General features: G+C 73.2%; 21 protein-coding genes and 2 tRNA genes. 2 read left to right on the top strand and 21 right to left on the bottom strand.

Going from position 1 to position 26352, the window contains the following annotated elements; genetic code table 11:
* Positions 1–9: 9 nt before the first annotated feature.
* On the bottom strand, positions 10–606 hold the full coding sequence (gene leuD / locus ASG83_RS08210) for a 3-isopropylmalate dehydratase small subunit (protein ID WP_055859810.1): 597 nt from the start codon (positions 604–606) through the stop codon (positions 10–12).
* Positions 606–2105 carry a 3-isopropylmalate dehydratase large subunit gene (gene leuC, locus ASG83_RS08205; protein ID WP_055859807.1) on the bottom strand — a complete coding sequence of 500 codons (1500 nt, stop codon included), beginning with the start codon at positions 2103–2105 and terminating at the stop codon, positions 606–608. Before leuC ends, leuD begins: the two co-directional genes overlap by 1 nt.
* A gap of 194 nt (positions 2106–2299) precedes the next feature.
* Between leuC and ASG83_RS08200 the strand changes: the two genes are divergently transcribed.
* A complete protein-coding gene (locus tag ASG83_RS08200) occupies positions 2300–2641 on the top strand; it encodes a DUF2200 domain-containing protein (protein ID WP_055859804.1) in 342 nt (113 codons plus the stop codon).
* A gap of 25 nt (positions 2642–2666) precedes the next feature.
* Here ASG83_RS08200 and ASG83_RS08195 read toward each other — a convergent pair whose 3' ends face one another.
* From ASG83_RS08195 to ASG83_RS08115, 17 genes are all read right to left on the bottom strand, one after another.
* Positions 2667–3395 (bottom strand): FHA domain-containing protein, encoded by a 729-nt coding sequence (locus ASG83_RS08195; protein ID WP_055859801.1) that lies wholly within the window; start codon positions 3393–3395, stop codon positions 2667–2669.
* Between the two features lie 28 nt (positions 3396–3423).
* Positions 3424–4122 (bottom strand): hypothetical protein, encoded by a 699-nt coding sequence (locus tag ASG83_RS08190; protein WP_055859796.1) that lies wholly within the window; start codon positions 4120–4122, stop codon positions 3424–3426.
* A complete protein-coding gene (locus ASG83_RS08185; RefSeq protein ID WP_055859793.1) occupies positions 4119–4604 on the bottom strand; it encodes a hypothetical protein in 486 nt (161 codons plus the stop codon). Before ASG83_RS08185 ends, ASG83_RS08190 begins: the two co-directional genes overlap by 4 nt.
* Positions 4604–6247, bottom strand: a complete 1644-nt coding sequence (locus ASG83_RS08180; protein ID WP_055859789.1) for a hypothetical protein — start codon at positions 6245–6247, stop codon at positions 4604–4606. The genes ASG83_RS08185 and ASG83_RS08180 overlap by 1 nt, the downstream gene beginning before the upstream one ends.
* Positions 6244–6549, bottom strand: coding sequence for a hypothetical protein (locus ASG83_RS08175; RefSeq protein WP_055859785.1), 306 nt, complete (start codon positions 6547–6549; stop codon positions 6244–6246). Before ASG83_RS08175 ends, ASG83_RS08180 begins: the two co-directional genes overlap by 4 nt.
* A gap of 51 nt (positions 6550–6600) precedes the next feature.
* Positions 6601–8964: a transglutaminase domain-containing protein gene (locus tag ASG83_RS08170; RefSeq protein ID WP_055859782.1), complete on the bottom strand. Its 2364-nt coding sequence runs from the start codon at positions 8962–8964 to the stop codon at positions 6601–6603.
* Complete coding sequence (locus ASG83_RS08165) at positions 8961–10295, bottom strand: DUF58 domain-containing protein (RefSeq protein WP_235451434.1); 1335 nt, start codon at positions 10293–10295, stop codon at positions 8961–8963. Before ASG83_RS08165 ends, ASG83_RS08170 begins: the two co-directional genes overlap by 4 nt.
* Complete coding sequence (locus tag ASG83_RS08160) at positions 10292–11260, bottom strand: MoxR family ATPase (RefSeq protein ID WP_055859780.1); 969 nt, start codon at positions 11258–11260, stop codon at positions 10292–10294. The genes ASG83_RS08165 and ASG83_RS08160 overlap by 4 nt, the downstream gene beginning before the upstream one ends.
* A gap of 43 nt (positions 11261–11303) precedes the next feature.
* Positions 11304–16880, bottom strand: a complete 5577-nt coding sequence (locus ASG83_RS08155; protein WP_055859777.1) for an Ig-like domain-containing protein — start codon at positions 16878–16880, stop codon at positions 11304–11306.
* An 80-nt stretch (positions 16881–16960) separates the two neighbouring features.
* On the bottom strand, positions 16961–17692 hold the full coding sequence (locus ASG83_RS08150) for a hypothetical protein (protein WP_055859774.1): 732 nt from the start codon (positions 17690–17692) through the stop codon (positions 16961–16963).
* Entirely contained in the window at positions 17689–19506 is a 1818-nt protein-coding gene (locus ASG83_RS08145) for a serine/threonine-protein kinase (RefSeq protein WP_055859771.1), read from the bottom strand. The genes ASG83_RS08150 and ASG83_RS08145 overlap by 4 nt, the downstream gene beginning before the upstream one ends.
* Entirely contained in the window at positions 19506–20615 is a 1110-nt protein-coding gene (locus ASG83_RS08140; protein WP_055859769.1) for an FHA domain-containing protein, read from the bottom strand. The genes ASG83_RS08145 and ASG83_RS08140 overlap by 1 nt, the downstream gene beginning before the upstream one ends.
* The gene (locus ASG83_RS08135) at positions 20612–21493 is read right to left on the bottom strand and encodes a PP2C family serine/threonine-protein phosphatase (RefSeq protein WP_235451432.1); all 882 of its coding nucleotides are present in this window, start codon (positions 21491–21493) and stop codon (positions 20612–20614) included. Before ASG83_RS08135 ends, ASG83_RS08140 begins: the two co-directional genes overlap by 4 nt.
* A gap of 135 nt (positions 21494–21628) precedes the next feature.
* Positions 21629–22711: a TerC family protein gene (locus ASG83_RS08130; protein WP_055859766.1), complete on the bottom strand. Its 1083-nt coding sequence runs from the start codon at positions 22709–22711 to the stop codon at positions 21629–21631.
* Positions 22712–22942: 231 nt separating this feature from the next.
* Positions 22943–23018: transfer RNA gene (locus tag ASG83_RS08125), tRNA-Glu, on the bottom strand.
* 95 nt (positions 23019–23113) lie between these two features.
* Complete coding sequence (locus tag ASG83_RS08120) at positions 23114–24034, bottom strand: diacylglycerol kinase family protein (RefSeq protein WP_200932320.1); 921 nt, start codon at positions 24032–24034, stop codon at positions 23114–23116.
* A gap of 80 nt (positions 24035–24114) precedes the next feature.
* Complete coding sequence (locus ASG83_RS08115; protein ID WP_055859760.1) at positions 24115–24396, bottom strand: metal-sensitive transcriptional regulator; 282 nt, start codon at positions 24394–24396, stop codon at positions 24115–24117.
* Between the two features lie 85 nt (positions 24397–24481).
* Between ASG83_RS08115 and ASG83_RS08110 the strand changes: the two genes are divergently transcribed.
* Positions 24482–25114, top strand: a complete 633-nt coding sequence (locus ASG83_RS08110) for an MBL fold metallo-hydrolase (protein WP_055859756.1) — start codon at positions 24482–24484, stop codon at positions 25112–25114.
* On the opposite strand, the gene ASG83_RS08105 is transcribed toward ASG83_RS08110, so the two are convergent.
* Complete coding sequence (locus ASG83_RS08105) at positions 25111–26085, bottom strand: Ppx/GppA phosphatase family protein (RefSeq protein ID WP_055859751.1); 975 nt, start codon at positions 26083–26085, stop codon at positions 25111–25113. The genes ASG83_RS08110 and ASG83_RS08105 overlap by 4 nt on opposite strands.
* Before the next feature lie 72 nt (positions 26086–26157).
* Positions 26158–26229: transfer RNA gene (locus ASG83_RS08100), tRNA-Gln, on the bottom strand.
* Positions 26230–26352: the final 123 nt, after the last annotated feature.

The raw sequence follows: 26352 nt of genomic DNA, 5'->3' as shown, positions 1-26352 counted from the left end.
TGCCCGGGATCACCGGGCGGGGAGCGTGCGGGGCCGCCAGGACTCGCGGCGGGCCTCGAAATCGGTGATCGCCTGCTCGTCGCGGAGGGTCAGCCCGATGTCGTCGAGCCCCTCCAGCAGGCGCCACCGCGTGTAGTCGTCGATGTCGAAGGGTGCAACGATATCGCCGACCCGGACATTCCTCGCCTCCAGGTCGACCGTCGCCTCGAGCCCGGGCTCAGCCTCGATGGCCGCCCACATGCGCTCGACGGTCGGCTCGTCGACGGTGCCGGCCAGCAGTCCCTGCTTGCCGGCGTTGCCGCGGAAGATGTCGCCGAAGCGCGGGCTGATGACCGCGCGGAACCCGAAGTCGCGCAGGGCCCACACGGCGTGCTCTCGGCTCGAGCCGGTGCCGAAGTCGGGGCCGGCGATGAGCACGCGCGGGTTCGCGTAGGCGGGCTGGTTCAGCACGAACTCCGGGTCCTGGCGCCAGGCGGAGAACAGCCCGTCGTCGTAGCCGGTCTTCGTCACGCGCTTGAGGTACACCGCCGGGATGATCTGGTCGGTGTCGACGTTGGAGCGCCGCAGCGGCACGGCGACCCCCGTGATCGTCGTGATCTTCTCCATCACACACCCGCCTTCGTCGTGCCGGTCATTCCCGCGTCGAGCAGGCTCGGGTCGACCTCGATGCCGTCGGCGACGAGGTCGGCCGGGCTCGAGAGCGTGCCGCGGATGGCCGTGGCCGCCGCGACGAGAGGGCTCACCAGGTGCGTGCGCCCGCCCTTGCCCTGGCGCCCCTCGAAGTTGCGGTTCGAGGTCGACGCGCACCGCTCGCCGGGCGCCAGCTGGTCGGGGTTCATGCCGAGGCACATCGAGCAGCCCGCGAAGCGCCACTCGCCGCCGAAGGCCTCGACGACCTTGTCGATGCCCTCCGCCTCGGCCTCCAGGCGCACGCGCGCCGATCCGGGGACGACCATGACGCGCACGCCGTCGGCCTTCTTCTGACCCTTGATGATCGAGGCGAAGACGCGGAGGTCGTCGAGGCGGCTGTTGGTGCACGAGCCCATGAAGACCGCGTCCACCGCGATCTCCTTCATCGGGGTGCCGGCCGCGAGGTCCATGTACTCGAGCGCGCGCTCGGCGGCGCTGCGCTCGTTGGGGTCGATGATCGTCGACGGGTCGGGCACCGAGTCGTTGAGGTTGACGCCCTGCCCGGGGTTGGTGCCCCACGTGACGAACGGCTCGAGCTGATCGGCGTCGATGAACACCTCGGCGTCGAACACGGCGTCGTCGTCGGTCCGGAGCGTCGTCCAGTGCTCGACGGCGGCGTCCCAGTCGGCGCCCTCGGGCGCGTGCGGGCGGCCCTTCAGGTAGGCGAAGGTGGTCTCGTCGGGCGCGACCATGCCGGCGCGCGCACCCGCCTCGATCGACATGTTGCAGATCGTCATGCGGCCATCCATCGACAGCGCTCGGATCGCGGAGCCGCGGTACTCCAGCACGTAGCCCTGACCGCCGCCGGTGCCGATCTTCGCGATGACGGCGAGGATGATGTCCTTCGCCGTGACGCCGGGCCGCAGGGTGCCCTCGACCGTGATCGCCATCGTCTTGAACGGCTTGAGCGGCAGTGTCTGCGTCGCGAGGACGTGCTCGACCTCGCTCGTGCCGATGCCCATCGCGAGCGCGCCGAACGCGCCGTGCGTGGAGGTGTGCGAGTCGCCGCAGACGACCGTGATGCCGGGCATCGTGAGCCCCAGCTGCGGACCGACGACGTGGACGATGCCCTGCTCGACGTCGCCGAGCGAGTGCAGACGGATGCCGAACTCGGCGCAGTTCTTCCGCAGCGTCTCGATCTGGATGCGGCTCGTCGGCTCGGCGATCGGCCGGTCGATCGCGAGCGTCGGGGTGTTGTGGTCCTCCGTCGCGATCGTCAGATCGGGGCGGCGCACGGGGCGGTTCGCGAGGCGGAGGCCGTCGAAGGCCTGCGGGCTCGTGACCTCGTGGACGAGGTGGAGGTCGATGTAGAGGAGGTCGGGCTCGCCGTTCTCGCCCTTGGCGACGAGATGCGAGTCCCACACCTTCTCGGCGAGCGTGCGCGGGCGAGGGGTACCGGCGGAGTGAGCGGTCATGACGCGTTCGTGCCCTTCTTCGTTCAGGGGTTCCGGCCGACGGCGAACTCCGCGACGAGAGTGGCCTGGATGATCAGGACTCGCCGCGGCGACGAAGGAGGAGTCGACCGTGAAGCATCGGCTCAGACTATCATCGGCGCCCCTGAGCCCCCGCGCCCCCCGGGCGCCGTCCGGCCCGGGTCTACACTGCCCGCATGCACCGGATCTTCGGGGTCGCCTTCTCCGCGGTCTACCCGCTCTACGTCACCAAGCTCGAGCGCAAGGGGCGCACGCGCGCCGAGCTCGACGAGGTCATCGAGTGGCTGACCGGGTTCGACGACGACGCGCTCGCGCGGCACCTCGAGCAGGGCGCGACGTTCGAGGAGTTCTTCGCGGACGCCCGCCTGAACCCGAACGCCGACCTGGTCACGGGCGTGATCTGCGGCGTGCGCGTCGAGGAGATCGACGACCCGCTCATGCGTCGCATCCGCGTCCTCGACAAGCTCGTCGACGAGCTCGCGCGCGGGAAGGCGATGGAGAAGGTGCTGCGGGGCTGAGCGCGGTCAGAGCCCGGTCAGACGGTCAGAGCTCCTCGAGCAGGAGGATGACGAAGGAGCCCAGGCGCAGCGCGTCGCCCGCCTCGACCCGCAGCGGGTGGCCAGGGGCGACGGGCAGCACGTGGCCGTGCGGCGTCGCCCGCTCGGTGCCGTTCGTCGAGGCCAGATCGTGGACGAGCAGGGCGCCCTGATCCGGCTCGATCGCGGCGTGGGTCTTGGAGACGGAGCGATCCGGGTCGGCGAGGCGCACGAGCTCCGCCCCGCGCCAGCCGTCGAGCTCGGCCGGGTCGCGGCCGAGCAGCATGCGCCCCGTCACCGCAAGGCGGCGGCCGTCCGGCAGCTGGATCGCGAGCGCGCCGGGCTCGGGGCTCGCGGCGACGTCCGGTTCCGGGGTCGGCTCGGGGCTCGCGGCGCCCTCCGGCGCGGGACGGAGCGCGGGCGGCGCCGGCGGGGTCGGCGGGGTCGGCGGCACCGGGAGCATGCCGGGCACGGCGGGGAAGAACCGGGGCGCGGTCGCGGGAGCGGCGGGGGCCGCCGGGGCCGGCCCCGCGGGCGGCGCGACGACGCTCGCGCGACGCACCGCGGGCACCCGCACCGTGCCGGAGTCGGCGAGGCCCGGCGGGAGATCGATGAGCGGGCCGCCCGCCGCGCGCTCGACGGCGGGCCCGCGCGGGGTCGGCGCGGCGTCGGGCACGAGGCCCGGAGGCGGGGTGATGAGCGGCCGGGGCGGCCGGGCGTCGTCGTGATCGGTCATCGAGCTCCCTCGAGGGTCGCGAGAGATCCTAGCCTTCGCGCGCCGCCGCCGCCGAGGGGGTTGCCGTGCGCGCGGGATGCTCCCACCGGGCCGCGCGCACGACGGCGTCGAGGAAGCCGACGATGACCTCCTCCATGCCGACGACGGGCGTCGTGGCGAGCAGGCGCACCGCGCGGCGGGTGCCGGGCACGGCGAGCCAGTGCTCGACCTCCAGGCGGGCGAGGCCCGCGACCTCCTCGACCGGGCCCGCGGGCGACGCTCCGGGACCGCTCGGCGCCGCGGGCACGACGCGGTGGCGGCGCAGGGCGATCGTGCGGCCGAGGTCGGGGCGCACGGCGGGCGGGAAGCCGTCGTCGCGCGCGGCGAGGGCGAGCTCGAGCACGTCGAGGACGTCCTGGGACGTCGGCAGTCGGGCGGGCGTCACCGGCTGCGCGAGCGGCGAGACGAGGATGCTCAGCGGGAGCGCGATGCCCTCGACGATCGACCGGGCGATGAGCAGGCGAGGGCGGCCGGGCGCCGCGAGCCCCCGGTCGATCTCGGCGAGCGCCGCGCGCACGAGCGGAGAGCGCAGGACGGCGCCCTCGTCGGCCGATCCCGCCGCCGCGAGCGCGAGGGCGCGGACGGCGCGGCGGGCGCTCGCGGGGTCCTCGAGCGGCACGGACGCCCACTCCCCCGGCAGGCGCAGCGCGAGCGTCGCTTCGCCGAGCGGGATCGCGACGACCGTCATCCCTCCTCCCGGGGGATGTCGCGCGCGCCGTAGCGCTCCTCGAGAACGGCGGCCGGCATCCGGATCGCCCGCAGCTCGCCGGCGGACTCGCTGAGCCCGAGCTCGGGGATGAGCGGTCGGAGGTCGATCTCGCCCAGCACGTCGGCCTGCGCGCCGGTCGGGCCGTCGCCGGACTTCGCGACGATCGAGATCTCGACGACCGGCACGGGGCTCGCGGCCCACGCGGCCCCGGCGGCGCCGTCGACGATCGTCGCGAGCTCCGAGCCCTCGGCCGAGCCGACGGCCAGCATGACGACGAGGCGGCGGTCGAGGCCCGAGGCGACGGCGCGGGCCGCTGCGGCCTCCACGCCGTCGACGCGGCCCACCGCGGCGACCACGCGCGACTCGATCGCCGCGGGCTCGATCGAGACCGAGCATCCGCCCAGGAGGAGGGTGAGCGCACCGGCGAGGGCGCCCCCGATCGGCGCAGCGCGTCGAGCCATCACCGCTCCGCTCCCTGGAAGTACTGCACGCGCTCGTTCTCGCTGAAGAAGCGCTCGATGTCGGCCGACGAGAGCTCGCCGGCGGGCGCGCCGTCGAGGTGCTCGCGGGCGGTCGCGGCGTAGCTGCCGGCATTGTGCGCGGCCTCACCGGGGGGCGGGTCGACGGCGACGGTCCGCCAGCGCTCGGAATCGACCGGGGCGACGCCGTCGAGCCGGTGCACGATGTCCTCGCGCCCGTGCTGGAGCGACAGCACGACGGGCGCATCCGGCCCGCTCCGGGGGATGTCGAAGTGGTCGATCGGCGCGCCCGCGACGAGGATCGCGTCGATCTCGTACGGCACGTCGGGGTCGGCGGCGAGCTTGCCGGCGAGGATCCCGCCCTGGCTGAACCCGACGAGCATGACCGGGTCGCCGGGCTGGATGCCCGCGCCCTCCATCGCGGAGAGCACGGCTCGCTCGTACGCGGCCTGCGATTCCGGCTGCAGCATGAGCGCGAGGTTCGAGCTGAGATCGTTCATCGCGCCGCGGTCGCCGTGCAGCTGCCAGTCCTGGGTGCTGGGCGGCGTGACGCGCCAGCCGACCCGCTCGCCGCTCTCGTCGAGCACCTCCACGACCTGCACGACCGTGCTCGAATCGTGGCCGAGGGCGTCGACGACCGCCGCCTGCTGGAAGGCGTACTGCGCGAGCCCCTGATCGTCGCGAGACAGGTGCCCCTTCTCGAGCGAGCGGTCGCGGCGCATCGCCGGGGTCGGCCGCGACGCCTCGTCGGCGAGCAGGAGCAGGATGGCGGGCGCGAGCACGGGCAGCGCCTGGAGCGTCAGCGCGATCCCCTGATCGATGACCTGCTCGACCGTGAGCGCGCCGCTCGCGACCGCGGAGAGCACGAGCGGACTGCTGAACGCGACCACGAGAACGGAGAGCAGGAAGCCGGCCGCGGCGAGCGCTGCGGAGGAGATGACGAGCATCGTGACGGCATCGCGCAGCACGGTGGACGCCCACTCCGCGACGGCGTCGATCCAGGCGTCGAGCTGCTCGATCGCGTCGACCGCGGCCTCGGCGGCCGACACCACCGCGGAGACGATCGCGTCGACGAGGGAGTCGGAGAGCTCCTCGAACTCGCGGCTCACCCGCTCGGCCGCGCGCCCCCCCGCCTCCCACCACTCGTCGCGGGCGCGCTCGGCGGCCGCCTCGGCGTCGCGCAGCCGCTCGACGGCGTCCTCCCGCAGGCGCAGGAGCGCATCGCGGCGCTCCTCCCAGTCCAGCAGCTCGGCGACCTCCTCGACCCCGGGGCGCGCCGCGTCGAGCTCGGCGAGCCGGTCGTCGATGCCGAGCCTGTCCACGAGGGCGTCCTCCGCGCGCGAGGCGGCAGCGCGCACACGCCCCTGCGCGTCGTCGACGACGGAGGCGAAGCCGGAGACGACCTCGGCGGTCACGCGGTAGCGCGGCTCGACGCGCAGCACCGACTGCGCCGCCTCGCCCGTGCGCTCGCGCAGCGCATCGGCGGCGCGGCCGATGCTCTCGTCCTCGTCCGCGAGGCGGTGCAGGGCGCGGGTGAGGTCGAGGAGCCCGCTCGCCGCCTCGTCGAGCCCGGCGCCCTCGCGGGCGAGAACGGACGCGTCGCCGGGGATCCCGCGGATGCTCACGATCGACCCTCCTCGCGGGCCACCGCGGTGAGCCCGTCGGCCATCGCCCGGTCGAGCTCGGCGACGGTCTCGGCGATCGCGCTCGCGCGGTGCTCGAGCGCTCGGAGGCGATCGGCGAGCTCGCCGCGGCTGACGCGCCATCCGTGGGCGAAGGCCCCGAGGGCATCCCGCAGGCGCTCATGGCCCGCGGCGTCGACGAGGGCGCCCTGCAGGGCCTCCGATCGCTCCAGGTCGCCGCCCAGCCGCCGGATCCGGTCCGCCGCATCCTGCAGCGCCGCGCGATCCAGTCGCACGTCGGTCATGGCCGTCCCTCCCGAGCGGCCCGCCCGCCGCCCCGCACCCGATGGTGAGAGTCAGTCAACCGCGGGCGGAGCGGGCGGTCGATGGGGAGCGCTCCCCGTTCCCGCCGCCGCACGATCGACCAGTCGCCGGCCGGCCGCGCGGACGCTCGCGAGCCGGAAGCGACTGCGGAGCCGGGCCGCGCGCGTCGCCCGATCGTGCGCCGCGGCCGCGGCGGCGAGGGCCTCCGCCCACACGTCCTCGGCCTCCATCGCGTCGACGTCGCGGCCCGAGAAGACGGCCTCGTCGGTGCGCAGCGCGAGCCGACGCAGCGGGTCGCCGGCGGACTCCTCCGCATCGTGCGCGGCCGCGAGCCCGGCGGCCACGTGCACGCGCGTCGTGCGCTGCGGGATGTCCGCACCGAGCTCGGAGAACCGGTCGACGAGCTCGTCCCACGCCCCCGCGACCGACCGGTGCCCCTCGTCGGCGCGACGGCGCCGCTCGGCACGACGCCGCTTCAGCAGGGCGATGACGAGCATCGGCGCGAGCACCAGCAGCAGCGGGATGCCCAGCGCGAGCAGCGCCCCGAGAAGCCAGCCCGGGACGCCGGGGCCATCGGGCTCCTCGTCGTCCGAGTCGTCGATCTCGACCGCCGTGACGAGGTCGTCCTGCTCGGAGTCCGTGCGCGGCGGCTGCCGCACCTGCGGCTGCGGCTCGGTGCGCGGCTCGGGGATCTGGTCCTGCGGCACGTCGGTCTCGTCGGGTACGGGGAAGAACGGCACCCAGCCGACGCCCTCGAAGGCGACCTCGACCCAGGCCGTGACGTCGTCGCCCGTGATCGTCACCGGCCCCGCGCCCGCGCCGATCTCCGGAGCGAAGCCCATGACGACGCGGGTCGGATAGTCGAGGCTGCGAGCCATGAGCGCGAACAGGGAGGCGTACTGCTCCTCGTCGCCGACCATGCTCGGCAGCGTCACCATGTCGTTCATGCGGTCGGCGGCATGACCGGCGCGCGAGGGCACCTGGTCCGAGGCGGTGCCGCGGCTGTAGTAGCCGGTCGTGGCGAGGTGCTGCTCGAGGGCGCGCAGCTTCTCGATGGGCGACTCCGCGGTCGCGGTGAGCTCGGCCGCGAGCGCGACGACGGTGTCGGGCACTCCGACGACGGGAGCGGGCGCGAACGACGCGACCGGGGCATCCTGGAGCGCGGCGTCCTCCGGGACGACCTGGCGCTCGGTCGCGATGCGGTAGCGCAGGCCCTCGCTGGCCCCGGAGGTCACGAGCGCGGCGCCGGTCGCGGCGTTGTAGCGGACATCCACCCGCTCGGCGCCGCCCTCGCTCGCGTCCGCCCCGTCGAGGAAGGCGATGTCGGCGGCGTAGCCGGCGCTCGGCAGCCACACGTCGGTGTAGCCGGCGACGTCGACCGTGACCGGCTCGGGGGCGCCCGTGCTCGCGAGCGGCGGCTCGGGAATGGTGCGGCCGACGAGCCGGAAGCGGCCGGAGCCCTCGAGCGCCTCGCTCGCGCCCGCGACGTTCCAGGTGACGCCGTCGTAGACGTCCATCGCGGTGAGTCGCACGCGGTCGCCGGGCTGCAGCCCCTCGACGACCATGAGCTCGGTGTCGACGAGGTCCTTCGTGTACTCGCGGAAGCCCGCGAGCGGGCTCGGGTACTCCAGCGGCTCGAAAGGCGGCTCGATCTCGTCGCGGAGCACGAAGCGGTTGTCGGGCTGAGGCGCGAGGAGCGCGGCCGCCGCGGCGCCGAGACCGATCGCCGCGACGACGACGATCGCCGTGCCGACGAGCTTGCGGCGGAGCAGTTGCTGGGCGGCGGTGCCCGAGGACGTCGCCGAGGCGCGGCGCCGCCAGCCGAGCCAGACGAGGGCGATGCCGGCGAAGGCGGCTCCGCGGACGACGGCGAGCACGGGCTCGTCCGTGCCGAGGAGGACGCCGACCGCGTAGAGCACGGCGGGCCCGATGAGCAGCAGCGCGGCGCGCGGCGCCGTGCGACGACGGGGAAGCCACCGCACGGCGAGCGTCGTGGAGGTGAAGGAGATCAGCAGCGCCGCCGCGTAGGGGACGGCCGTGACGTAGTCGGGGAGGCTCAGGGGGGCCTGGAGGGTCAGGATGTCGGCCCAGCCGTACACGGCTCCGATCGCGAGGGCCGCGAGGGAGGCGATCGAGGGGAGGACGACGAGGATGCCGTCGGCCGGGGCGACGAAGGGCGTTCCGAGGAGGAAGTAGGCGGCGAGCACGAGACCCGCGGTCGGGAGGATCCCGAGACGCAGGCGGGCGGCGGCGAGGGCCGCCGCGGTGCCGACGAGGAGCCCGCCCGCGCCGGCGAGCGCGGAGGCGCCGGAGTCGAAGGCCGCCGCGAAGCCGACGAGGCCGATCGCGGCGAGGACGACCGGGACGAGCACGTCGGCGATCGTGCGGGGCGTCATGACATCCTCCGCACCAGTCGCGGCAGGTCGGCGAGCGAGCCGACCGTCGCGACGCGGAGCCGGTCGACCGTCGCGATGCGGCTCGCGGCGCCCTGGTCGGCGCGGAGGCCGATCGTCACCGCGTCGCGCCCGAAGAGCGTCTGCACCGCCCGCGCGTCGGTGACGGCGAGCCCGGAGCCTCCCACGAGCACGACGAGGCTCGGTGCGGGGAGCCGGAGGGTCGCGGCGCGCGCGAAGTCGCGCGCGCTCGCGTGCCGGGTGGCGACCGGCTCGAGCCGGCACGAGTCGTCGAGCAGGGTCGTGATGGTGGCCGTGCGGAGCGCCCGCGTCTCGCTGACGACGGCGACGCGCGTGCCGTCGCGGATGACCTGGACCCCGAGGGACGCGACGATCGAGACGGCGAGCTCGAACTCCTCCTCGCTCGCGTACTTCTCCCGATCCGCGTCGAGGAGGATGACCAGCTGCGAGCGCCGGGTCTCCTCGAACTGCCTCACCATGAGCTGGCCGGTGCGCGCCGACGTGCGCCAGTGCACGTAGCGGCGGTCATCGCCGGGCTCGTAGGCGCGCAGCGCGTGGAAGGAGATGTCGTGGTTCGTGATCGTCTTGGTGACCTCGCCCTCGAGGTCGCGCACGAGGCCGGCCGCGCTCGGGGCGAGCCGCGCGGTGCGCGGATGGACGAAGAGCTCGACCGGCTCGCCCCAGGCGACCGCTCGACGCAGAATGCCCAGCTGGTCGCCGCGGACGGAGACGGCGGGCCCGGCGACGATCACCGCGCGGCGCTCGGTCGGGACGGCGAACAGCTCGTCGTGCTCCTCCCCCGGCGACAGCGCCGGGACGACGAACTCGGCCGACCCGGCGCCGACGGGCAGCTCGAGCCTCGAGGGCGATGAGCGCCGCGGGCGGGTGTTCGCGATCACGAGGCGGCCGAGCGCGCGATCGCCGGCGACCACTCGGCGCGGCTCGAGCTCGATGACGATGCGGTAGGCGGCGCGGCCCAGGAGGAACGCGATCGAGACGATCGGCGCCGCGAGCAGCACCGCGCCGAGCGCGACGAACTCCAGCCAGCCGAGCGCCGCCCCCGCGAGGAGTGCGGCGACGCCGGCGATGAGCACGATCCAGCCCAGTGGCGAGATCACCCCGACGACTGGTGCGACGGCTCCCCGCACCGCGCGCGCGGCGAGCAGGAGCGAAGCGGCGACCGGGCCGGGGGCGCGGCCCCGGCGGCGCGTGCTCGGGCGCGGGCGGCGAAGGCCGGGCATCCGCACGCGCACCGCGCGCGGGACGCGCGATCGCCGCGCCCGTCGCGATTCGGGCTGGATGACCGAGGTCATGCGGCGCGGTAGACCGGGGGCTCGATGTCGGCGAGGATCCCCTCCACGATCTGCTCGGCGGTCACGCCGGCGAAGTCGCTCTCGGGGTCGACGATGAGGCGGTGGGCGAGGACGGGCACGGCGAGGGCGCGCACGTCGTCGGGGGTCGCGTAGGTGCGGCCCGACGCGATCGCCCACGTCTTGATCGCACGGGCGAGGGCCATGGCCCCGCGCATGCTCACGCCGAGCACGACGTCCTTGTGCTCGCGCGTGGCCGCGACGACGTCGCTGACGTACTCCATGACGGCGGGGTCGACGAAGACCTCCGCGGCCAGGCGCGTCATGGTCGTGACGGCGTCGCTCGCGATGAGCGGCTGCACGGCGGTCGCGCGCGCGCGGTTGGAGGCGTCCATGAGCAGTGTCACGCTCGTCTGCCGGTCGGGGTAGCCGAGCGAGGTCTTGATGAGGAACCGGTCGAGCTGCGCCTCCGGCAGCGAGTAGGTTCCCGCCTGCTCGACGGGGTTCTGCGTCGCGATCACCATGAAGGGCGTGCCGACCGAGTAGCCGACGCCGTCGACCGTGACGACGCCCTCCTCCATGACCTCCAGGAGCGCCGACTGCGTCTTCGGGCTCGCGCGGTTGATCTCGTCGGCGAGCACGATGGAGGCGAAGATCGGCCCCTTGTGGAACTCGAAGACGCCCTTTCCCTGGTCGTAGATCGTGACGCCCGTGACGTCGGAGGGCAGCAGGTCGGGCGTGAACTGGATGCGCGAGTGCGTGCCGTCGAGCGTGTTCGCGAGCGCCTTGGCGAGCACGGTCTTGCCGGTGCCCGGGTAGTCCTCGAGGAGCACGTGGCCGTCGGACAGCATCGCCGCGACGATGAGTCGGATCACGTGGCTCTTGCCCAGGATCGCCTGATCGATGTTCCCGATCAGCCGGTCGAAGGCGTCGGCGAACCAGGCGGCCTGCTCGGTGGTGACGGTCATGCGGTACTCGCCTCTCGATTCATGAAGGGATGCTGATGCCGGGTCATCGCGCGCGCAGATTGTTCCACTGCTCGCCGGTGATGGTGTTCGACCAGTAGACCTGGCCCGTCGCGACCGACACGATGCGCACGCGGATCGCGCTGTCACGGCGCGTGCCGAGCGCGTTGTCGATGACGCGCGAGCCGTTGGCGTTGAGCGAGTAGACGTTGTCGGTCAGGCCCGCGTTGCTGCCGTCGAGGAAGGTCGTGATGCGGTAGTTGCCCGGCGTGAAGTCGCTGTAGTCGATGCCGACCGAGTTGCAGCAGGATGCGTAGGGAGAGGGGCCGCCCTTGAAGATCGTCGCGCTCGGCGCGGGGGGAGGGAGGACGTCGCGCGGCGTGACCGTGTTCGAGGTCGTTGACGCGCCCGTGGCCCCGTTGTCGACGGCGCGCACCTGGAAGCGGTAATTCGAGCCGAACGCGCCCTGGAAGGTGTGCTGCCGGTCGCTGCCCACCCGCTGCCAGCCCCAGTTGCGGCCGTCCTCGGAGATGTTGATCTCCCAGCGGTCGATCGGGCTCGTGCTCGGAGCGTTGCCCCAGGTCAGGGTCACGGTGCGATCGCCGCGGGCGCCGACGGCGGCCTCCGCCCAGTTGGGTGCTCCCGGCTCCGGGGTCGCGGCGTTCGCGCTCCGCTGCGGCGGGCTCTGGAGCCCCGACGGGCCGATCGCGACGACGTCGACGGTGTAGCCGTTGCCGACGACCCCGATCGCGGTCGCCGAGAGGGTGGTGCCGCCGACTCGGCCGGTCTGGCCGTCGCTCAGCCGCCACTCGTACTCGGCGACGTCGCGGCCGTTGCCGCTCGCGGCGCTCCAGCTGAAGTTCACGCGGCCCGACCCGTTGCTGGTCGCCGAGATCGACACCGACCCGGGGGCGCTCGGCGTGCCGAACGGTCGCGCGGTGGCGCTCTCCTGCGAGACGGTGCTCGAGCCGAGGACGTTCCTGGCGCTGATCCGGAAGGTGTACGCGGTGCCGTTCGCGAGACCGCCGATGGTCGTCTGCGCGACGTCCGCGCCGACCGTGGTCGACCCTCCCGACCAGGTGATCGTGTAGTCGAGGATCGGCTCGCCGTTGGTCGCGGGCGCCTGCCAGCCGATCACGACGGCCTGATCCTGCTCGCTCACGATCGACGGGGGCGCGGGCTGACCCGGCACGTCGCGCACGGTCAGCAGCAGGCGCCCCTGCACGTGCCTGCTCGGGTCCTGCGTCGCGTCCTGGACGGTGTACACGACGCTCACGACGCCGATGAACGAGGAGTCGGGGTCGACCGTGACGGTGCCGTCGGGGGTGAAGCGCACGCCGGCGGAGGTCTCGGCGGCGTTCTCGACCTCGGCGCCGATGAGCTCGAGGGACTGGCCGGCGAAGGGGTTGAAGTCGTTGGCGAGCACGTCGACGGAGGTCGTGACGCTGCGCTGGCCCTTGCTCTCGTCCGTGACCGCCTGCACGAGCGGTCGCTGCGAGGCGACGACCGTGACGGTGATCTGGCCGGGGACGACGAAGTCGCGGTACCGCAGCTCGACCGACAGCGTGGTCGAGGCGCCGGGCTGCACCCCGAACGGCGCGGACACCGTGAGCTGCGAGCCGCCGAGCGATGCGTCGATTCCGCTCGTCGGCACCGAGAGCGCACCGTAGGCGACATCGGCGATGACGGCGCGGTTGGGATGCGCGGTCGAGCTGCGCAGATCGACCGTCTGAGCCGCCTCCCCCGCTTCGATCTCGAGCGACAGCGCCGTGAACTCCGGCGGCGCGTCGCGGAAGTCGGGATCGCCGACCGTGATGGGCAGTGTCAGGAGGGCGGTGTTGCCGTTCGGGTCGTCACCGGAGGCGCCGTCGGTGACCTCGAAGACGATCGAGGCCTGACCGCGGAACCCCTCCGCGGGCGCGTAGCGGATGGTGTCGCCGTCGACGACGAGGCTCGAGCCGTCGGCATCGCTCGCGCGCACGCTCTCGGCGCCGGTCAGGATGGCGGGGCGGCCCGTGGGGACGACGACGATGTCCGCGAGATCCCACTGGATCTCGCCGTCCATCTCGACGAGCTGCTGCTCGAGATCGGGGCGCAGGTACGGCGGCGACTCGCGCTCCTCCGTGACCGACGGCGGCACGACGATGAAGGCCGTCGCCGTGAGCTCCGGGTCCTCCGGATCGGTCACGCGGTACGCGACGGCGTGCCGCTCGTCACCGGGCGTCACCGTCACGGTGCCCGCGCTCTGATCGACGCCCGCGCGCTCGGCGTTCGGGCCCTCGGTCGAGATGAGCAGGTCGCTGTCGCGCCCGTTCGGGTTCCCGATGAGCTCGCGGACGTCGACGATGATCGGGTCGGTGCCCGACAGCTCGCTGTCGAGCACGTAGTAGTCGCCGGCGGTGGGGAATGCGATCTCGGCGGAGGAGGTGACCTCGACCTGCACGAACGCGCTGTCGACCCCGCCGTTGCCGTTGGTCATCTCGTAGCGCAGCGCGTAGCCGCCCTCGGTCTCCGGAGCGGTGACGATGACCTTGGAGCCGTCGACCTCGGCCTCGATCCCGTCGTCGACCTCGAGAAGCTCGCGCGCGACCCGCAGCGGGTAGCCGTTCGGGTCGGAGTCGTTCGCGAGCACCTCGACCGATGCGGTGCGGCCCGGTCGCACCTGGATGCGGTCGTCCACGGCCGTCGGCTGCGCCTGCACGTCCGGCCGCGGGACGACGCCGACGACGATCTCGCCGACCGCTCGCTCGCCGAGCGCATCCTCCACCTCGTAGGAGAAGCGGTCGGTGCCGCGGGAGTTCGCGTAGGCCTCGTAGACGAACCAGGTCGGCCCGCTGTCGACGATCGCGCCGAGGCCCGGGGGGGCGGCCAGACCCGCGAGCACGACCGAGTCGCCGTCGGGGTCGATGTCGTCGAGCGGCACATCGATGCGCACGGAGGACCCGGCGAAGGTGCGGGCGGTCTGCTGCGGCACGACGGGCGGCTCGTTGGCGTCGACGTCGCGCGGCGTCACGACGAAGGTGGCCGTGGCGGTCGCCGACTCGCCGTACTGGTCGGAGATCCGGTACACCACCGAGTACTCGCCCGGCGCGTCGGGCGCCTGGAAGCGGAGCACGTCGCCCTGCGTGAACGCGAGCCCCTCCCCCGCTCCCTCGGTGTCGGCGAGCTCGGGATCGAGAACGATCCGCGCCCGGTCGGGATGCACATCGTTGTCGAGGACGGCGACGCTCGTGAAGTCGCCGGCGCGGACGGTGCGGCGATCGTCGACCGCGAGCGGGGGCTGACGATTGACGATCGGCGGGACGGGGACGATCGTGACGCCGGCGACGGCCGTCGCCCCCCCGTCGGAGATCGTGTAGCTCACCTGCGTCTGCTCGGTGAGAGCGGCCGAGGCGGTGATGCGGATGATCGTGTTGTTCAGCAGCTCGACCGACACCCCGTCCGCGGTCGATTCCGTCGAGACGGACTGCACGGCGAGGACCGAACCCGTGGGTGAGACGTCGTTCGCGAGGACGCGCACCGACGTCGGCTCGCCCGCGCGGAGGTACGCGACGTCCTTCACGGCGATGGGCGCGAGCGGCTCCTCGGGGCGGGGGCGCGCTTCGATGCGGATGAGGCCGACGCTCGTGGCGGCCTCCGCTCCCAGCCCGTACTTCAGGTACACCGCGCCAGGCTCGGTGGGCGTCACCGAGATCCGCCCCGACTCCGGGTTGAGCTCGGCGGTCACCGACTCGGGCACCTCGTCGATCGAGAGCAGCCGGAGGGCGGCCCCGGACGGCGAGACGTCGTTGAGTAGCGGCTCGATGACGACGGTGTCGCCGACGATCACCTCGGCGAAGTCCGGGGTTCCGACGGGGGTGAGGCTGCCGGCGGCGACGACTTCGATCTCGAGCTCGCCGCTCGCGCTCGACCGGCCGTCGGAGACCACGAAGGACACGGTCTTCGCCCCGAGCTCGCCCGAGCGGTGCCGGAAGGTCACGAAGCCGTCGGGCGTGAAGCTCAGTTCGTCCGAGGTCGTCGCGGCCGCGCTGTCGAGGAAGATCTCGTCGCCGTCGGGGTCGCGGAAGTTCGGCAGAACGTTGTACGTGATCGACTGGCCCGCCTCGACGGCGGTGCGGCTCGATCGCAGCTGCTCGGGCGCCCCGTTGGAGTCGGGGCCGGTGAAGGCGAGCGAGACGGTCGACTCGGCGACGCCTCCCTGCCGGCCGTCGCTCACCGTGTACCGGAAGCTCGCGCCGCCCGCGGCCGCGGCGCCCGGCGTGAACTGCAGCGCCCGGCCCCCGTCGATGAGGTCGATGCGCCCGATCGTCTCGGGCAGCGGGCTGAGGTTGGTGATCACGAGCACGTCGCCGTCGGGGTCGGTGTCGTTGTCGAGCACCGGGAGGATGGTCGTCCTGCCTGCGCGCACCCCGTACTCGTCCGGGCGCGCGATCGGCGGGCGGTTCTGCTCGGTGCGCTCGGCGAGCGTGTCCTCGAACGACTCCTCGGAGGACTCCTCGTCGCCCTCCTCGCTCTCCTCCAGCTGCGGCGGCGTGATCTCGTCCCAGTTGTCGACCAGGCGCAGCGAGCTCTCGAGCACCCAGGTGTTGCCGTTGAGCAGGTTGTTGAGGGCGATGACGGACCGGTTGACCCGGAACTCCAGGCGCGCGCCGCTCGTCGGCTGCTCGATCTCGAAAGTCGCCGGCTCCGCATCGTCGCAGGCGTAGAGGTAGGTGCGCCCCTCGGGGAACGCGGCGTGGATGCACCCCTCGAGCTGCACGGGGGCGGCGACCTGCTCGGGCGCGCGGGCGACGGCCGAGGTCGCGTCGATGACCTCCACCTCGCCTCCGCCCAGCGGCACCCGGATGACGCCTCCGCCCGTGGCGATGACGACCTCGTCGCGGGCGTCGCTCGGCTGCTGCAGGCGCAGGGCGTCGTGATCGAGCTCGATCCGCCGGCCCTCCCCCGTGACGACGACGTCGGCGGCCTCGTCGAGGAGGACGGGGATGGATCCGACGACGGTGAGCTCGTGCTCGCGGGGCATGTCGAGCGTCGACTCGACGGGGGCGAAGCCGGGGCCGTCGATGCGGTAGATCAGGCCCTGCTCGGGCGAGGTGGCGTGGACGACCCCGTCGCGGCCCACGACGGCGCGGGCGTCCTCGCCGAGCTCGAGGTCGGGCTCGCGCGCCGCGGGGTCGAAGCTCAGCTCGTCGGCGACGTCGACGACCCACAGCGCACCGGTCGCCGGGTCGAGCACCGCGAGTGTCTGCTTCCCGAGCGACAGCGCGGCGCCCGCCGGCAGCTCGGTCCGCTCGACGAGCGTGGAGCGCGCCTGCTCGATCCGCTCGAGCGTGCCGGCCTGGCGGTCGTGGAGGAGCACGGTGCGGGCATCCTGCAGCACGTCGATGTCGGTGCCCGCGGTCTGGACGCCCGCGGTCAGCTCGTCGATCTGCCGGTTCAGGCGCCCGGCGAGCGAGTCCTCGCCGTTGGTGACCCACACGTCGCGCGAGTCGAGATCGACCTCGGAGACAGGGAAGCCCTCGTAGGCGACGGCGATGCCGACGGGCACGCCCGCGAGGATCGCGACCGCGAGGGAGGATGCGATGGTGCGTCGAGATCGCGTCACCGCGCTCAGCAGCGTCACCCGGTCATCCCCATGCGTCGTCGTACCCCGAAACCAGCCGTCACCGTAACACGCGGATTAATCACCTGCGATGGGGAGTCCTACCCCTGCTGGTCGAGCAGGGCCAGATCGTCCATGCTCACGAGCCGGGTCACGACGGCGTACTCCACGAGGCGGGCGCGGCGCTGCGTCGCGAGCTTGCCCGGGCCCCCGCGCAACCCCTGCACGCCGATGCGGTCGAGCTTGTCGCACACGTTGTCGAGCTTGCGGTTGAAGGTCGTCAGCGGCCATCCGAGGCGGGCGGCCGCGTCGGCCGAGCTCGGGATCGCTCCTCGGCCCGGCACGCTCTGGCGCAGGACGTCCTCGGCGAGGGCGACGATCAGCAGGCGCTGCGAGGAGGTGAGGCTCACGGGCATCCGCGTCGTCGAGCCGGGCTCGGAGTCGAGCGTCGGCACGGTATCGAAGTAGTCCTGCTCGGTGTGCACGGTGAAGTCGTAGGTGGTGGAGCCGGCGCTGAACATCACGTGCAGGGCGGGGAAGACGATGGGCAGCCGGGCGCCCGGGCCGAGCCAGGCCTGCACCGCGCCCGAGCCGTCCGAGACCGTCGCGGAGAGCACGCCTCCCACGTTCGAGAGCCACCACAGCCCGTGCTCGGCGTGCACGCGCAGGAAGGTGCGGTGCAGGAAGGGATTGTCGTCGATCGTCAGATCGGACTCGCGGCCGATGCCGAGGCCCTCGGCGGGGTCGACGTCGGTCCACTCCCCGCAGAACTCGATGCGGGGCGCGCGGGCGTCGGCCGCGGGGATCGGGAGGGATGCGGTCACGTCGCTCATTCGGGGTAGCAGCTCTCGAGAGGGGCCGCGGATGCGCGGCCGGCGCGGATGATCTCGGCCTCGATGCAGACGCGCGCACCGGGGGCGGAGAGCGGCACGACGATCGCGTCGCCCTCGACGGGCCGGCGCTCGCCCGGCTGCTCGGCACGGGCCCAGCGCAGCTGATCGCCGTCCTCCGGCTCGGGGTTGGCGATCGTGAAGACGACGGCGCTCCCGTCGGCGCTCGGCTGGGCGGAGACCAGCACGGGCGAGGGGACGGTCACGACGGGGATCGCGATGCCGGGCTCCGACGCCGGATCGTTCGATCCCGCCTCGGGCCGCTCTCTGACGTCGCCGCCCCCGACGACGACCGCGATCGCGATCGCGGCCGCCAGGAGCAGGCCGCCGACCGCCGCGAGAGCGCCGATGAGGCGGCGACGGCGCACCGGGACGCCGTCGGCGGGGGCCGGCGATGGGCTCTCCGACGCGGCATGCGCAGGGCCGTCGGCGAGGTCCGCATCGAGGGGGATGCCCGTTCCGGAGGTCGCCGCCCGAGCACCCGCTGCCGCCCCGAGCCCGCCGCCCGCGGGACGCCTCGGGTCGGGCGAGCGCACGACGGTGTCCTCGACGCGCGGGGCCGCGGCGGACCCGTCCGCGCCCACCGCGCCGGCGCCGGAGGCGCCCGCCGGCCGCACCGCGGTCGCGTCGCTCGCGCGCACGACGGTGGCGTCCTCGGCGCGCAGCACGGTCGCGTCCTCGGCGCGCATGACGGTCGGGTCGTCCAGAGCACTGGACGCGGCCGGAGGCGCCGCCGGGGCCGTCGGCGCAGCGGGCGCCCCGGGCGCGATGACCGTGACCCCGCGCACGCGCGTCTCGTCGCCGGGCACCGGCTCCTCGCGCTCGACCGGGTCCTGCACCACGGCGGGCACGTCGAGCGGCGTCGACGCGTAGCCGAGCTCGAGCTCGACCCGCTGCAGCGCTCGGCCGAACTCGATCGCCGTGGCGTAGCGGTCGGCCGGGCTGGTCGCCATGCCCTTCCGCAGCACCGCCTGCAGCGAGGGGGGCACGTCGTCGCGCGGCAGCGGGGTGATCGCACCGCGCTCGATGCGGCCGATGAGGTCGAGGGCGCCGTTGGGACGCCCCGGGATCTCGAAGGGCGTGCGCCCCGCGAGCAGCGTGTGCAGGGTCGCGGCGAGGGAGAAGACGTCGGATCGGACATCCGGCTGCGGGCGATCGGCGAACATCTCGGGAGGCGACCACGGCACGCTCATGCCGACCGACTGGCTCTCGGTGCTCGAGCCGCCCCGCAGCTCCGAGAGGGTCGTGGTGTGAACGACGGCCTCGTCGATGACGCGGGAGGAGATGCCGAAGTCGGTCAGCGCCGGCCAGCCGTAGTCGTTCGTGAGCACGTTAGCGGGCTTGATGTCGCGGTGCAGGATGCCCGCGGCGTGCGCGGTCGCGACGGCGCCGACGAGCCGCACGCCCGTGCGCAGGGCGTCGACGACGGTGAACGGGGCGCGCTTGGCCTGGTCGCTGAGGCTGGGGCCCGAGCAGTACTCCATGACGAAGTAGGGCCGGTCGTCGGGGGCGATGTCGGCGTGGAAGATCGTGACGATCGAGGGATGCGCGCTCAGGCGCGCCATCAGGTTCGCCTCGTCGACGAACGCGGCCCGCGCTCCCGAATCCAGTCCGTCCGCGATGAGCACCTTCACGGCCACCTGCCGGCGCGGCAGCAGCTGCTGGTACAGGAAGACGTCGCTGAACCCTCCGGCTCCGAGGAGCCGGACGAACTCGTAGCCCGGGAGCTCGGGCGGCGTGCTGGGCGCGCGGCGCATCACCGGCTCCGCACGGCGAGCGTGGTGCCGCCGAGGTCGATGACCGTTCCCTCCAGGACGGGCGTGGCCTCCCCCGCCCGCAGCAGCTGCGGGGGCTTGCCGGGCATGCGGAGGGTCGTGCCGTTGCGCGAGTGCAGGTCGGTCACGACGACCGTGTCGCCCTCGAGCGCGATGCGCACGTGGGTGCGCGAGATGTCGGGGTTGTCGGGGATGACGACCAGTCGGGGCACGGCGCCGCTGGAGACCTTCGCCGCGATCGGCGCTCGGCCGACGACGACGGGGCCGGTAAGCGGCTCGATCTGGCCGGAGTCGACCTCGACCACGTATCGCGGGGCGGCGGCCGCCGCTGCCGCGGGGGGCGGGATGACCCGCTCGCGCTCGGCGAAGCCGGGGATCTCGCGACCGACGACCGTGAGCCCGTCGTGGTCGCCGACGAGCGCCGCCTCGGCGGGCGTGCGCACGACGGTCTCCTCGAAGAGGCCTTCGTCGGTCTCGAACGGCTCGGTGAGCGTCTGCTCCGCGACGGGTGCGCTCTCGACGGGGGATGCCGCCTCGGGGGCGGGCGCCGCCACGGGATCGGGCACCGCGACCGAGGTCGGGGCGGGCTCGGGCGTCTCCGCCCGCGGCGAGCGAGAGGCGCGCGGTGCGGCGCCAGCCCGCAGCTCGACCGCCGCAGCCCGGACGACGCCCGCCTCGAGCGGAAGCGCGCCCGCCTCGAGCCCCGGCGCGCCCGCCTGGGAGCCGCTCGCCGACGGCGCGATGCGGATCACGTCGAAGGACGGGACGACCGATTCGCGCCACGTGGAGACCTCGGCGCCATCGAGCGCGTCGCGGGCTCCCGCCGACTCGACGGCGATCGCGAGCGCTCCGCGCACGAACGCTCGGGCGGCGGCGGCGCGCGCATCGACGATCGCGAAGGGGGGCATCGCAGCGAGGCCCGCGCTCGAGAGCACCTCGAGGACGTGCGTGACGGGGTCGTCGAGACCGAGCGCATCCCACAGCGACGACGGCGTCAGCGCGCTCGGCGCGGACGCGTCGGGAACGAGGACGGCCACGCCGCCGCGGACGGCGAGGAGTGCGCCGTCGCCCGGCGTGTAGTGCGCGGTCATGCGGCGCCCCCGCCGGCTCGGGGAAGGGTGTCCTCCAGCTCGGCGCCGGGCCGCTCGCGCGTGGATGCGATGCTCTCGCGCGCGCCCGCGCCGACGAGCGCGGTCGCGCTGGAGGACTCCACGACGATCGCCGTCACGTTATCGGAGCCGCCCGCCGCGACCGCCGCCTCGACGAGGGCGTCGGCGACAGAGCCCTCCTCGCCCGCGGCGCCGTGGCGCATGAGGAGCTCGGCGATCGCGTCGTCGCTCAGTTCACGCGTGAGGCCGTCGGAGCACAGCAGGAAGACCTGCTCGCCCGAGACCGGCAGCAGCCACACGTCGGCGACGACGTCGGGGCGCACCCCGACGGCGCGCGTGATGACGTTGCGGTCGGGATGCACGAGCGCCTCGGCGGCGGTCAGATGGCCCGTGTCGACTAGCTCCTGCACGTACGAGTGGTCGACGGTAAGCTGGGTGAGCTCGCGGCCGGTCCACTCGTAGAGGCGGGAGTCGCCGACGTTCGCCGCCATCCAGTAGGCGGAGTCGCCTCCGCCTCGCACGAGCGCGAGGACGACCAGGGTCGTCCCGGAGACGCCCTCCACGCCGTCGCGCTGCGACTGCGCGCGCACGGCGTCATTGGCGGCGGCGATCGCGTCGATGAGCTCGTCGACCGTGGGCACCGCCTCGGCGGGCACGCGCTCGGCGAGAGCGGCGATCGCGGTGCGACTGGCCACATCGCCGCGCTCGTGCCCGCCCATCCCGTCGGCGACGACGAAGAGCGGGGCGGCGGCGCGGAAGCTGTCCTCGTTGAGCGGCCGGACGGCGCCCGCGGAGGTCTGCGCGGAGACCGCGATGCGGGTTCGCCCGGAGCCGACGGGAACCACCGTCTCATCGCGCACGAACAACGCCCCTTCGATCACCGACCTGTCGGTGGACAACCCTAGCGACTGATTGAGGAGCACTCAGTGCCGCATTCACGGCGCTCGAGCATCCGACCTCTCATTCGGAGGAGCTCGCGTGCGCGGGCGCGCCGATCAGCGCTCGCGGGACTCGCTCGCGCCGCGCACCGACGCCTCGCCCTCGGCGGCCTTCTGGACCGCGGCGGGCGCCTCGTCGTCGTCGCGACCCGTGAGGCTCGGGATGTACCGCTGCTCACGACGCAGCTTCAGCAGGCTCGCGGCGACCGAGACCGCCATCGCCAGGATGATGACGATGAGCGACGTCCAGGTGTCGATCTCGGGCACGGGGAGCGGCTCCCCGCCGTTGATGAACGGAACCTCGTTCTCGTGGAGGGCGTGCAGCACGAGCTTGACGCCGATGAAGGCGAGGATGAAGGCGATGCCGTACTTGAGGTACTCGAGCTTGTCGACGAGGTGGCCGAGGAGGAAGTAGAGCTGGCGCAGGCCCATGAGCGCGAAGACGTTCGCCGTGAAGACGATGAACGGGCTCTGCGTGATGCCGAAGATCGCCGGGATCGAGTCGAGCGCGAAGATTAGGTCGGTCGTGCCGATCGCGATGAAGACGATGAGCAGCGGCGTGAAGAAGGTCCTGCCGTCGATGCGGGTGCGGATCTTCATGCCGTCGAACTCGTCGGTGATCGCGATGCGCTTGCGGAGGAATCCGATGAGCTTGGACTCGCGCTCCTCGTCGTCATCGCGGCCCGAGAACGCCTGCTGCGCCGCGGTGATGAGGAGGAAGGCGCCGAAGATGTAGAACACCCAGCTGTAGGCCTCGATGAGCGTCGCGCCGAGCAGGATGAACACGCCGCGGAACAGCAGCGCGAGGATGATGCCCACCATGAGCACCTCCTGCTGCATCTTCTTGGGCACCGAGAACTGGGCCATGATGATGACGAAGACGAAGAGGTTGTCGATCGAGAGGCTGTACTCCGTCAGCCAGCCCGCCACGAACTCGCCGCCCGCGTCGGGCCCGACGAACGCGAACATGAGCCCCGCGAAGATGAGCGCGAGCGTGACGTAGAACGCCACCCACAATCCCGACTCCTTGGGGCTCGGCACGTGCGGGCGCCGGACGACGAGCAGGAGATCGGCGACCAGGATGATCGTCAGGACGACGAACGATCCGATCTCGAACCAGGCGGGGATGACGTAGTCCACGGGGACCTTCCGTTCGGGGGTGCGATTCGGGGGTGCGCTGAGGGCCGAAGGTCTCTCCCCCGCGGATCGCGGCGCCTGCCCGGGGCCTCGACGACGGAGCCCGTGATGACGGAACAGGCGAATCGGGATACTCCCCTTCGCTCCGGCGAGTCTACCGTCGGCCGCCTCCACGTCTGCCGCGCGGACCCCCGGGGACGACGAAACCCCCGGCATGACCGGGGGTTTCGTGGGTGGTGACCCCAGCGGGATTCGAACCCGCGTTACCGCCGTGAGAGGGCGGCGTACTAGGCCGCTATACGATGGGGCCGTTTGCGACTGGACGAGTATGGCATACGTCCGAGGCTGAATCCAAACCGGCGACGACCGCCTCCGATCCGCGCGAGGGCGGGCTTTCGAGAGGCATCAGGCGAGCACGCGCAGAGCTCCCGGCTCGACCTCCACATCGATCGGCAGAGGGGCGATCCGCTCGCCGTCGGCGTAGGCGACGATGCCCTCCGCCTCGATGCGGATGCGGCGCGCGCGCATCGTGACCACGCGCGGGTCGGTCACATGCGTGCCCGCGAACACGCGCGGGAAGATGCGGAGGAACGCGAGACGCGAGAGCGGCCGCACGAGCATGACGTCGAGCAGCCCGTCGTCGAGCAGCGCCGCCGGCGTCACCGTCATGCCGCCGCCGAGCGAGGTGTTGTTGCCCACCGACACCAGAAGCGCGCGCTCGCGGAGCTCGACGCCGTCGACCACGAGCCGGTAGTCGATCGGTCGCAGTCGCGCGAGCTCGACGAGCAGGGCGATCGTGTACCGGCTGCGCCCGCGCGGCCGGCGCATGCGGTTGGCCCGCTCGTTGACGATCGCGTCGAACCCGGCGGAGAGCACGCAGGCGAAGCGGCGGGAGCCGCCGCGCGCGCTCGCACTCCCGGTCGACGTCGTGGCGAACTCGATGCGGGCCGCATCGATGAGCCGCGGGCCGCGATCGAGGGCCGCGAGCATCCCGATCACCGCCGCCTCGGGGTCGTCGAGGGCGATGCCGAGGCCGCGCGCCATGTCGTTGCCGGTGCCGCTGGGGATGATCCCGAGCGGGATGCCCGTGCCCGCCGTGAGCTCCACGCCGAGGTTGACCATGCCGTCGCCGCCGACCACGACGAGGGCGTCGACGGCTGAGGCGAGCCGCGCGACCGCATCCGCTCGCAGAGCATCGAGGCTCGAGGCGACGAGCTCGTGGACGACGTGGCCGCGCTCGCGCAGGAGGGCGACGGCGAGCGGACCGACCTCGCGCCCCCGGCCGAAGGACGCGGTCGGGTTGATCGCCACCGCGAGCGTGCGCATCGTCGTCACACTTGCCGATTATGGGGGCGGACCGCCCGCGCGCGGCGGGCGGTCGGGCGCGGCGCGCCGCTCAGTTCGGCTCAGCTGCCGCGGTTGTTCTGCAGCTCGAACACCGCGAGCAGCTCGGCGACGGCCTTCTCGCGCTCGTCGCCGCCGGCGTCGAACATGTCGGTGACGTGCGTGCGGAGGTGGTTCTCGACGAGCAGCTTGTTGAGGCTGCGGAGGCTCTTCTGGATCGCGAGCGACTGGGTGATGATGTCGACGCAGTACTCGTCGGCCTCGATCATGCGCTCGATGCCGCGCATCTGGCCCTGGAGGATGCGCGCGCGGTGGAGGGAGCGCTTCTTGATGTCGTCGATCATTCGGCCATGGTACCCCCCGGGGGTACGCGCGGGCAATCACCGCGCCCGTGACGCGCCGTCCAGGGGCGGTGACTACAGTGTCGCCATGATCCTGACGAAGCGCGAGCACGCCTGCCTGGTCCTCGAGCACGAGGGGGCGACCCTCGTCATCGACCCCGGAGTCTTCACCGCCCCCTTCGACGCCCCCGGGATCGCGGGCATCGTGGTGACGCACGAGCACGCCGATCACGTGACGGCCGAGCACCTCGACCGCCTCCTGGCCTCCGCCGAGGGGGTGGAGCTGTTCGCTCCCGCCGGGGTCGCGGCAGCGCTGCCGGGCTACGCGTGGCAGATCGTGACCGCGGGGGATGCCCGCAGCGCCGGCCCCTTCTCGCTCGCCTTCTCCGGGGGCCGCCACGCGGTCATCCACGCGAGCATCCCGGTGGTGGACAACCTCGGGGTGATGGTCAACGACGCTCTCTACTACCCGGGCGACTCGTTCACCGACCCCGGGGTCGCCGTCGACGTGCTCGCCGTGCCCGCGAGCGCGCCGTGGCTGAAGATCGGCGAGGTCATGGACTACCTCGACGCGGTGCGGCCGCGGAGGGCGCTCCCGACGCACGAGCGCGTGAACTCCGACGCGGGCAACGCGATGGCGAACGGCCGCATCGCTCACGTGGTCGAGTCGCACGGCGGCGCGTTCTTCCCGCTCGTCGCGGGCGAGACGCTCGAGATCTAGCCGGCAGGGGCGCCCGATGCGCCCGGGGAGCCCGACCGGCCGGGGGCGTCGAGCGCGTCGATGTAGCGCAGCACGATGCCCTCGCGCAGCGCCCACGGCGAGACGATCAGGGTCGGCACGTCGAACACCTTCATGGCCGTGCGCAGCAGGATCGCGCCGGCGAGGATCTGCGGGCCGCGCTCGGGCGTGATGCCGGGGAGGTACTGCCGGACGTCGGAGGGCATCTCGCGCAACGTCGGCTCCCACTCGCGCAGGCCCGTGTAGTAGATCGGCGCCGGGGCGCCCGTGATCGGATCGGCGGGGCCGCCGACGAGGCGGCCGAGCGAGCGGATGGTCTTGGAGGTCCCGACGACCCGCGTTGGCTTCGGCCGCTCGGCGAAGAGCGCGTCGCGCGCCTCCGTGAACGCGGCGCGGGCGTGGGCGCGGAGCGCCGACACCGCGTCCCGCGTCGGGGGGTCGCCCCGCAGGAAGCGCGCGGTCGCCCTCGCGGCGCCGAGCGGCAGGGAGACCTGCGCATCCGGGTACTCGTCGGCGCCCTGCGCGATCTCGAACGAGCCTCCGCCGATGTCGAACAGCAGGATCTCGCCCGCCGACCAGCCGAACCAGCGCCGCACGGCGAGCATCGTGATGCGCGCCTCGTCGTCGCCCGAGAGCACCTGGAGCTCGACGCCCGTCTCGCGCGCGATCCGGGCGAGGACCTCCTCGCCGTTGGCCGCTTCGCGGATGGCGGAGGTCGCCGTCGAGATGACGTCGTCGACGCCGATCTCCGCGACCGTGGCCGCGGCGCTGCCGATCGCGTCGATGAGGAGGCGCTGCCCCTCCTCGACGATCGCGCCGTCCTCATCGAGGAAGCGCATGAGACGGAGCGTCGAGCGCTCGGAGCGGTAGGGCACGGGGCTCGCGCCGGGATGCGCATCGACGACGAGCAGGTGGACGGTGTTCGAGCCGACGTCGATGACTCCGAGGCGCATGCGTCGAGCGTACGCGGGGCGGCGCCCTGCGCAGACGACGAAACCCCCGGGATCACCGGGGGTTTCGGAACGCTGGGGTACCTGGACTCGAACCAAGAACAACTGAACCAGAATCAGCCGTGTTGCCAATTACACCATACCCCACCGGGGTACTGCGGGCTCGCGCCCTGCAGTGACTCCGTGGCACCGCTAGGCGGGCCGAGATGCGAGTTTACCCTACCGGCCGGGCGGGCACGAACGCGTACCGGAGCCCGGGCGCGCCCCTCG

Source organism: Yonghaparkia sp. Soil809 (assembly GCF_001429705.1).
Lineage (GTDB): Bacteria > Actinomycetota > Actinomycetes > Actinomycetales > Microbacteriaceae > Microcella.
The sequence above is the reverse complement of the archived record's forward strand: the minus strand, read 5'-3'. Positions and strand labels throughout refer to the sequence as shown.

Bases quoted from the DNA above. Each gene is read 5' to 3' on its own strand.
- leuD (WP_055859810.1), bottom strand. From the start codon at position 606: ATGGAGAAGATCACGACGATCACGGGGGTCGCCGTGCCGCTGCGGCGC.
- leuC (WP_055859807.1), bottom strand. From the start codon at position 2,105: ATGACCGCTCACTCCGCCGGTACCCCTCGCCCGCGCACGCTCGCCGAG.
- ASG83_RS08200 (WP_055859804.1), top strand. From the start codon at position 2,300: ATGCACCGGATCTTCGGGGTCGCCTTCTCCGCGGTCTACCCGCTCTAC.
- ASG83_RS08195 (WP_055859801.1), bottom strand. From the start codon at position 3,395: ATGACCGATCACGACGACGCCCGGCCGCCCCGGCCGCTCATCACCCCG.
- ASG83_RS08190 (WP_055859796.1), bottom strand. From the start codon at position 4,122: ATGACGGTCGTCGCGATCCCGCTCGGCGAAGCGACGCTCGCGCTGCGC.
- ASG83_RS08185 (WP_055859793.1), bottom strand. From the start codon at position 4,604: ATGGCTCGACGCGCTGCGCCGATCGGGGGCGCCCTCGCCGGTGCGCTC.
- ASG83_RS08175 (WP_055859785.1), bottom strand. From the start codon at position 6,549: ATGACCGACGTGCGACTGGATCGCGCGGCGCTGCAGGATGCGGCGGAC.
- ASG83_RS08170 (WP_055859782.1), bottom strand. From the start codon at position 8,964: ATGACGCCCCGCACGATCGCCGACGTGCTCGTCCCGGTCGTCCTCGCC.
- ASG83_RS08165 (WP_235451434.1), bottom strand. From the start codon at position 10,295: ATGACCTCGGTCATCCAGCCCGAATCGCGACGGGCGCGGCGATCGCGC.
- ASG83_RS08160 (WP_055859780.1), bottom strand. From the start codon at position 11,260: ATGACCGTCACCACCGAGCAGGCCGCCTGGTTCGCCGACGCCTTCGAC.
- ASG83_RS08150 (WP_055859774.1), bottom strand. From the start codon at position 17,692: ATGAGCGACGTGACCGCATCCCTCCCGATCCCCGCGGCCGACGCCCGC.
- ASG83_RS08145 (WP_055859771.1), bottom strand. From the start codon at position 19,506: ATGCGCCGCGCGCCCAGCACGCCGCCCGAGCTCCCGGGCTACGAGTTC.
- ASG83_RS08140 (WP_055859769.1), bottom strand. From the start codon at position 20,615: ATGACCGCGCACTACACGCCGGGCGACGGCGCACTCCTCGCCGTCCGC.
- ASG83_RS08120 (WP_200932320.1), bottom strand. From the start codon at position 24,034: ATGCGCACGCTCGCGGTGGCGATCAACCCGACCGCGTCCTTCGGCCGG.
- ASG83_RS08115 (WP_055859760.1), bottom strand. From the start codon at position 24,396: ATGATCGACGACATCAAGAAGCGCTCCCTCCACCGCGCGCGCATCCTC.
- ASG83_RS08110 (WP_055859756.1), top strand. From the start codon at position 24,482: ATGATCCTGACGAAGCGCGAGCACGCCTGCCTGGTCCTCGAGCACGAG.
- ASG83_RS08105 (WP_055859751.1), bottom strand. From the start codon at position 26,085: ATGCGCCTCGGAGTCATCGACGTCGGCTCGAACACCGTCCACCTGCTC.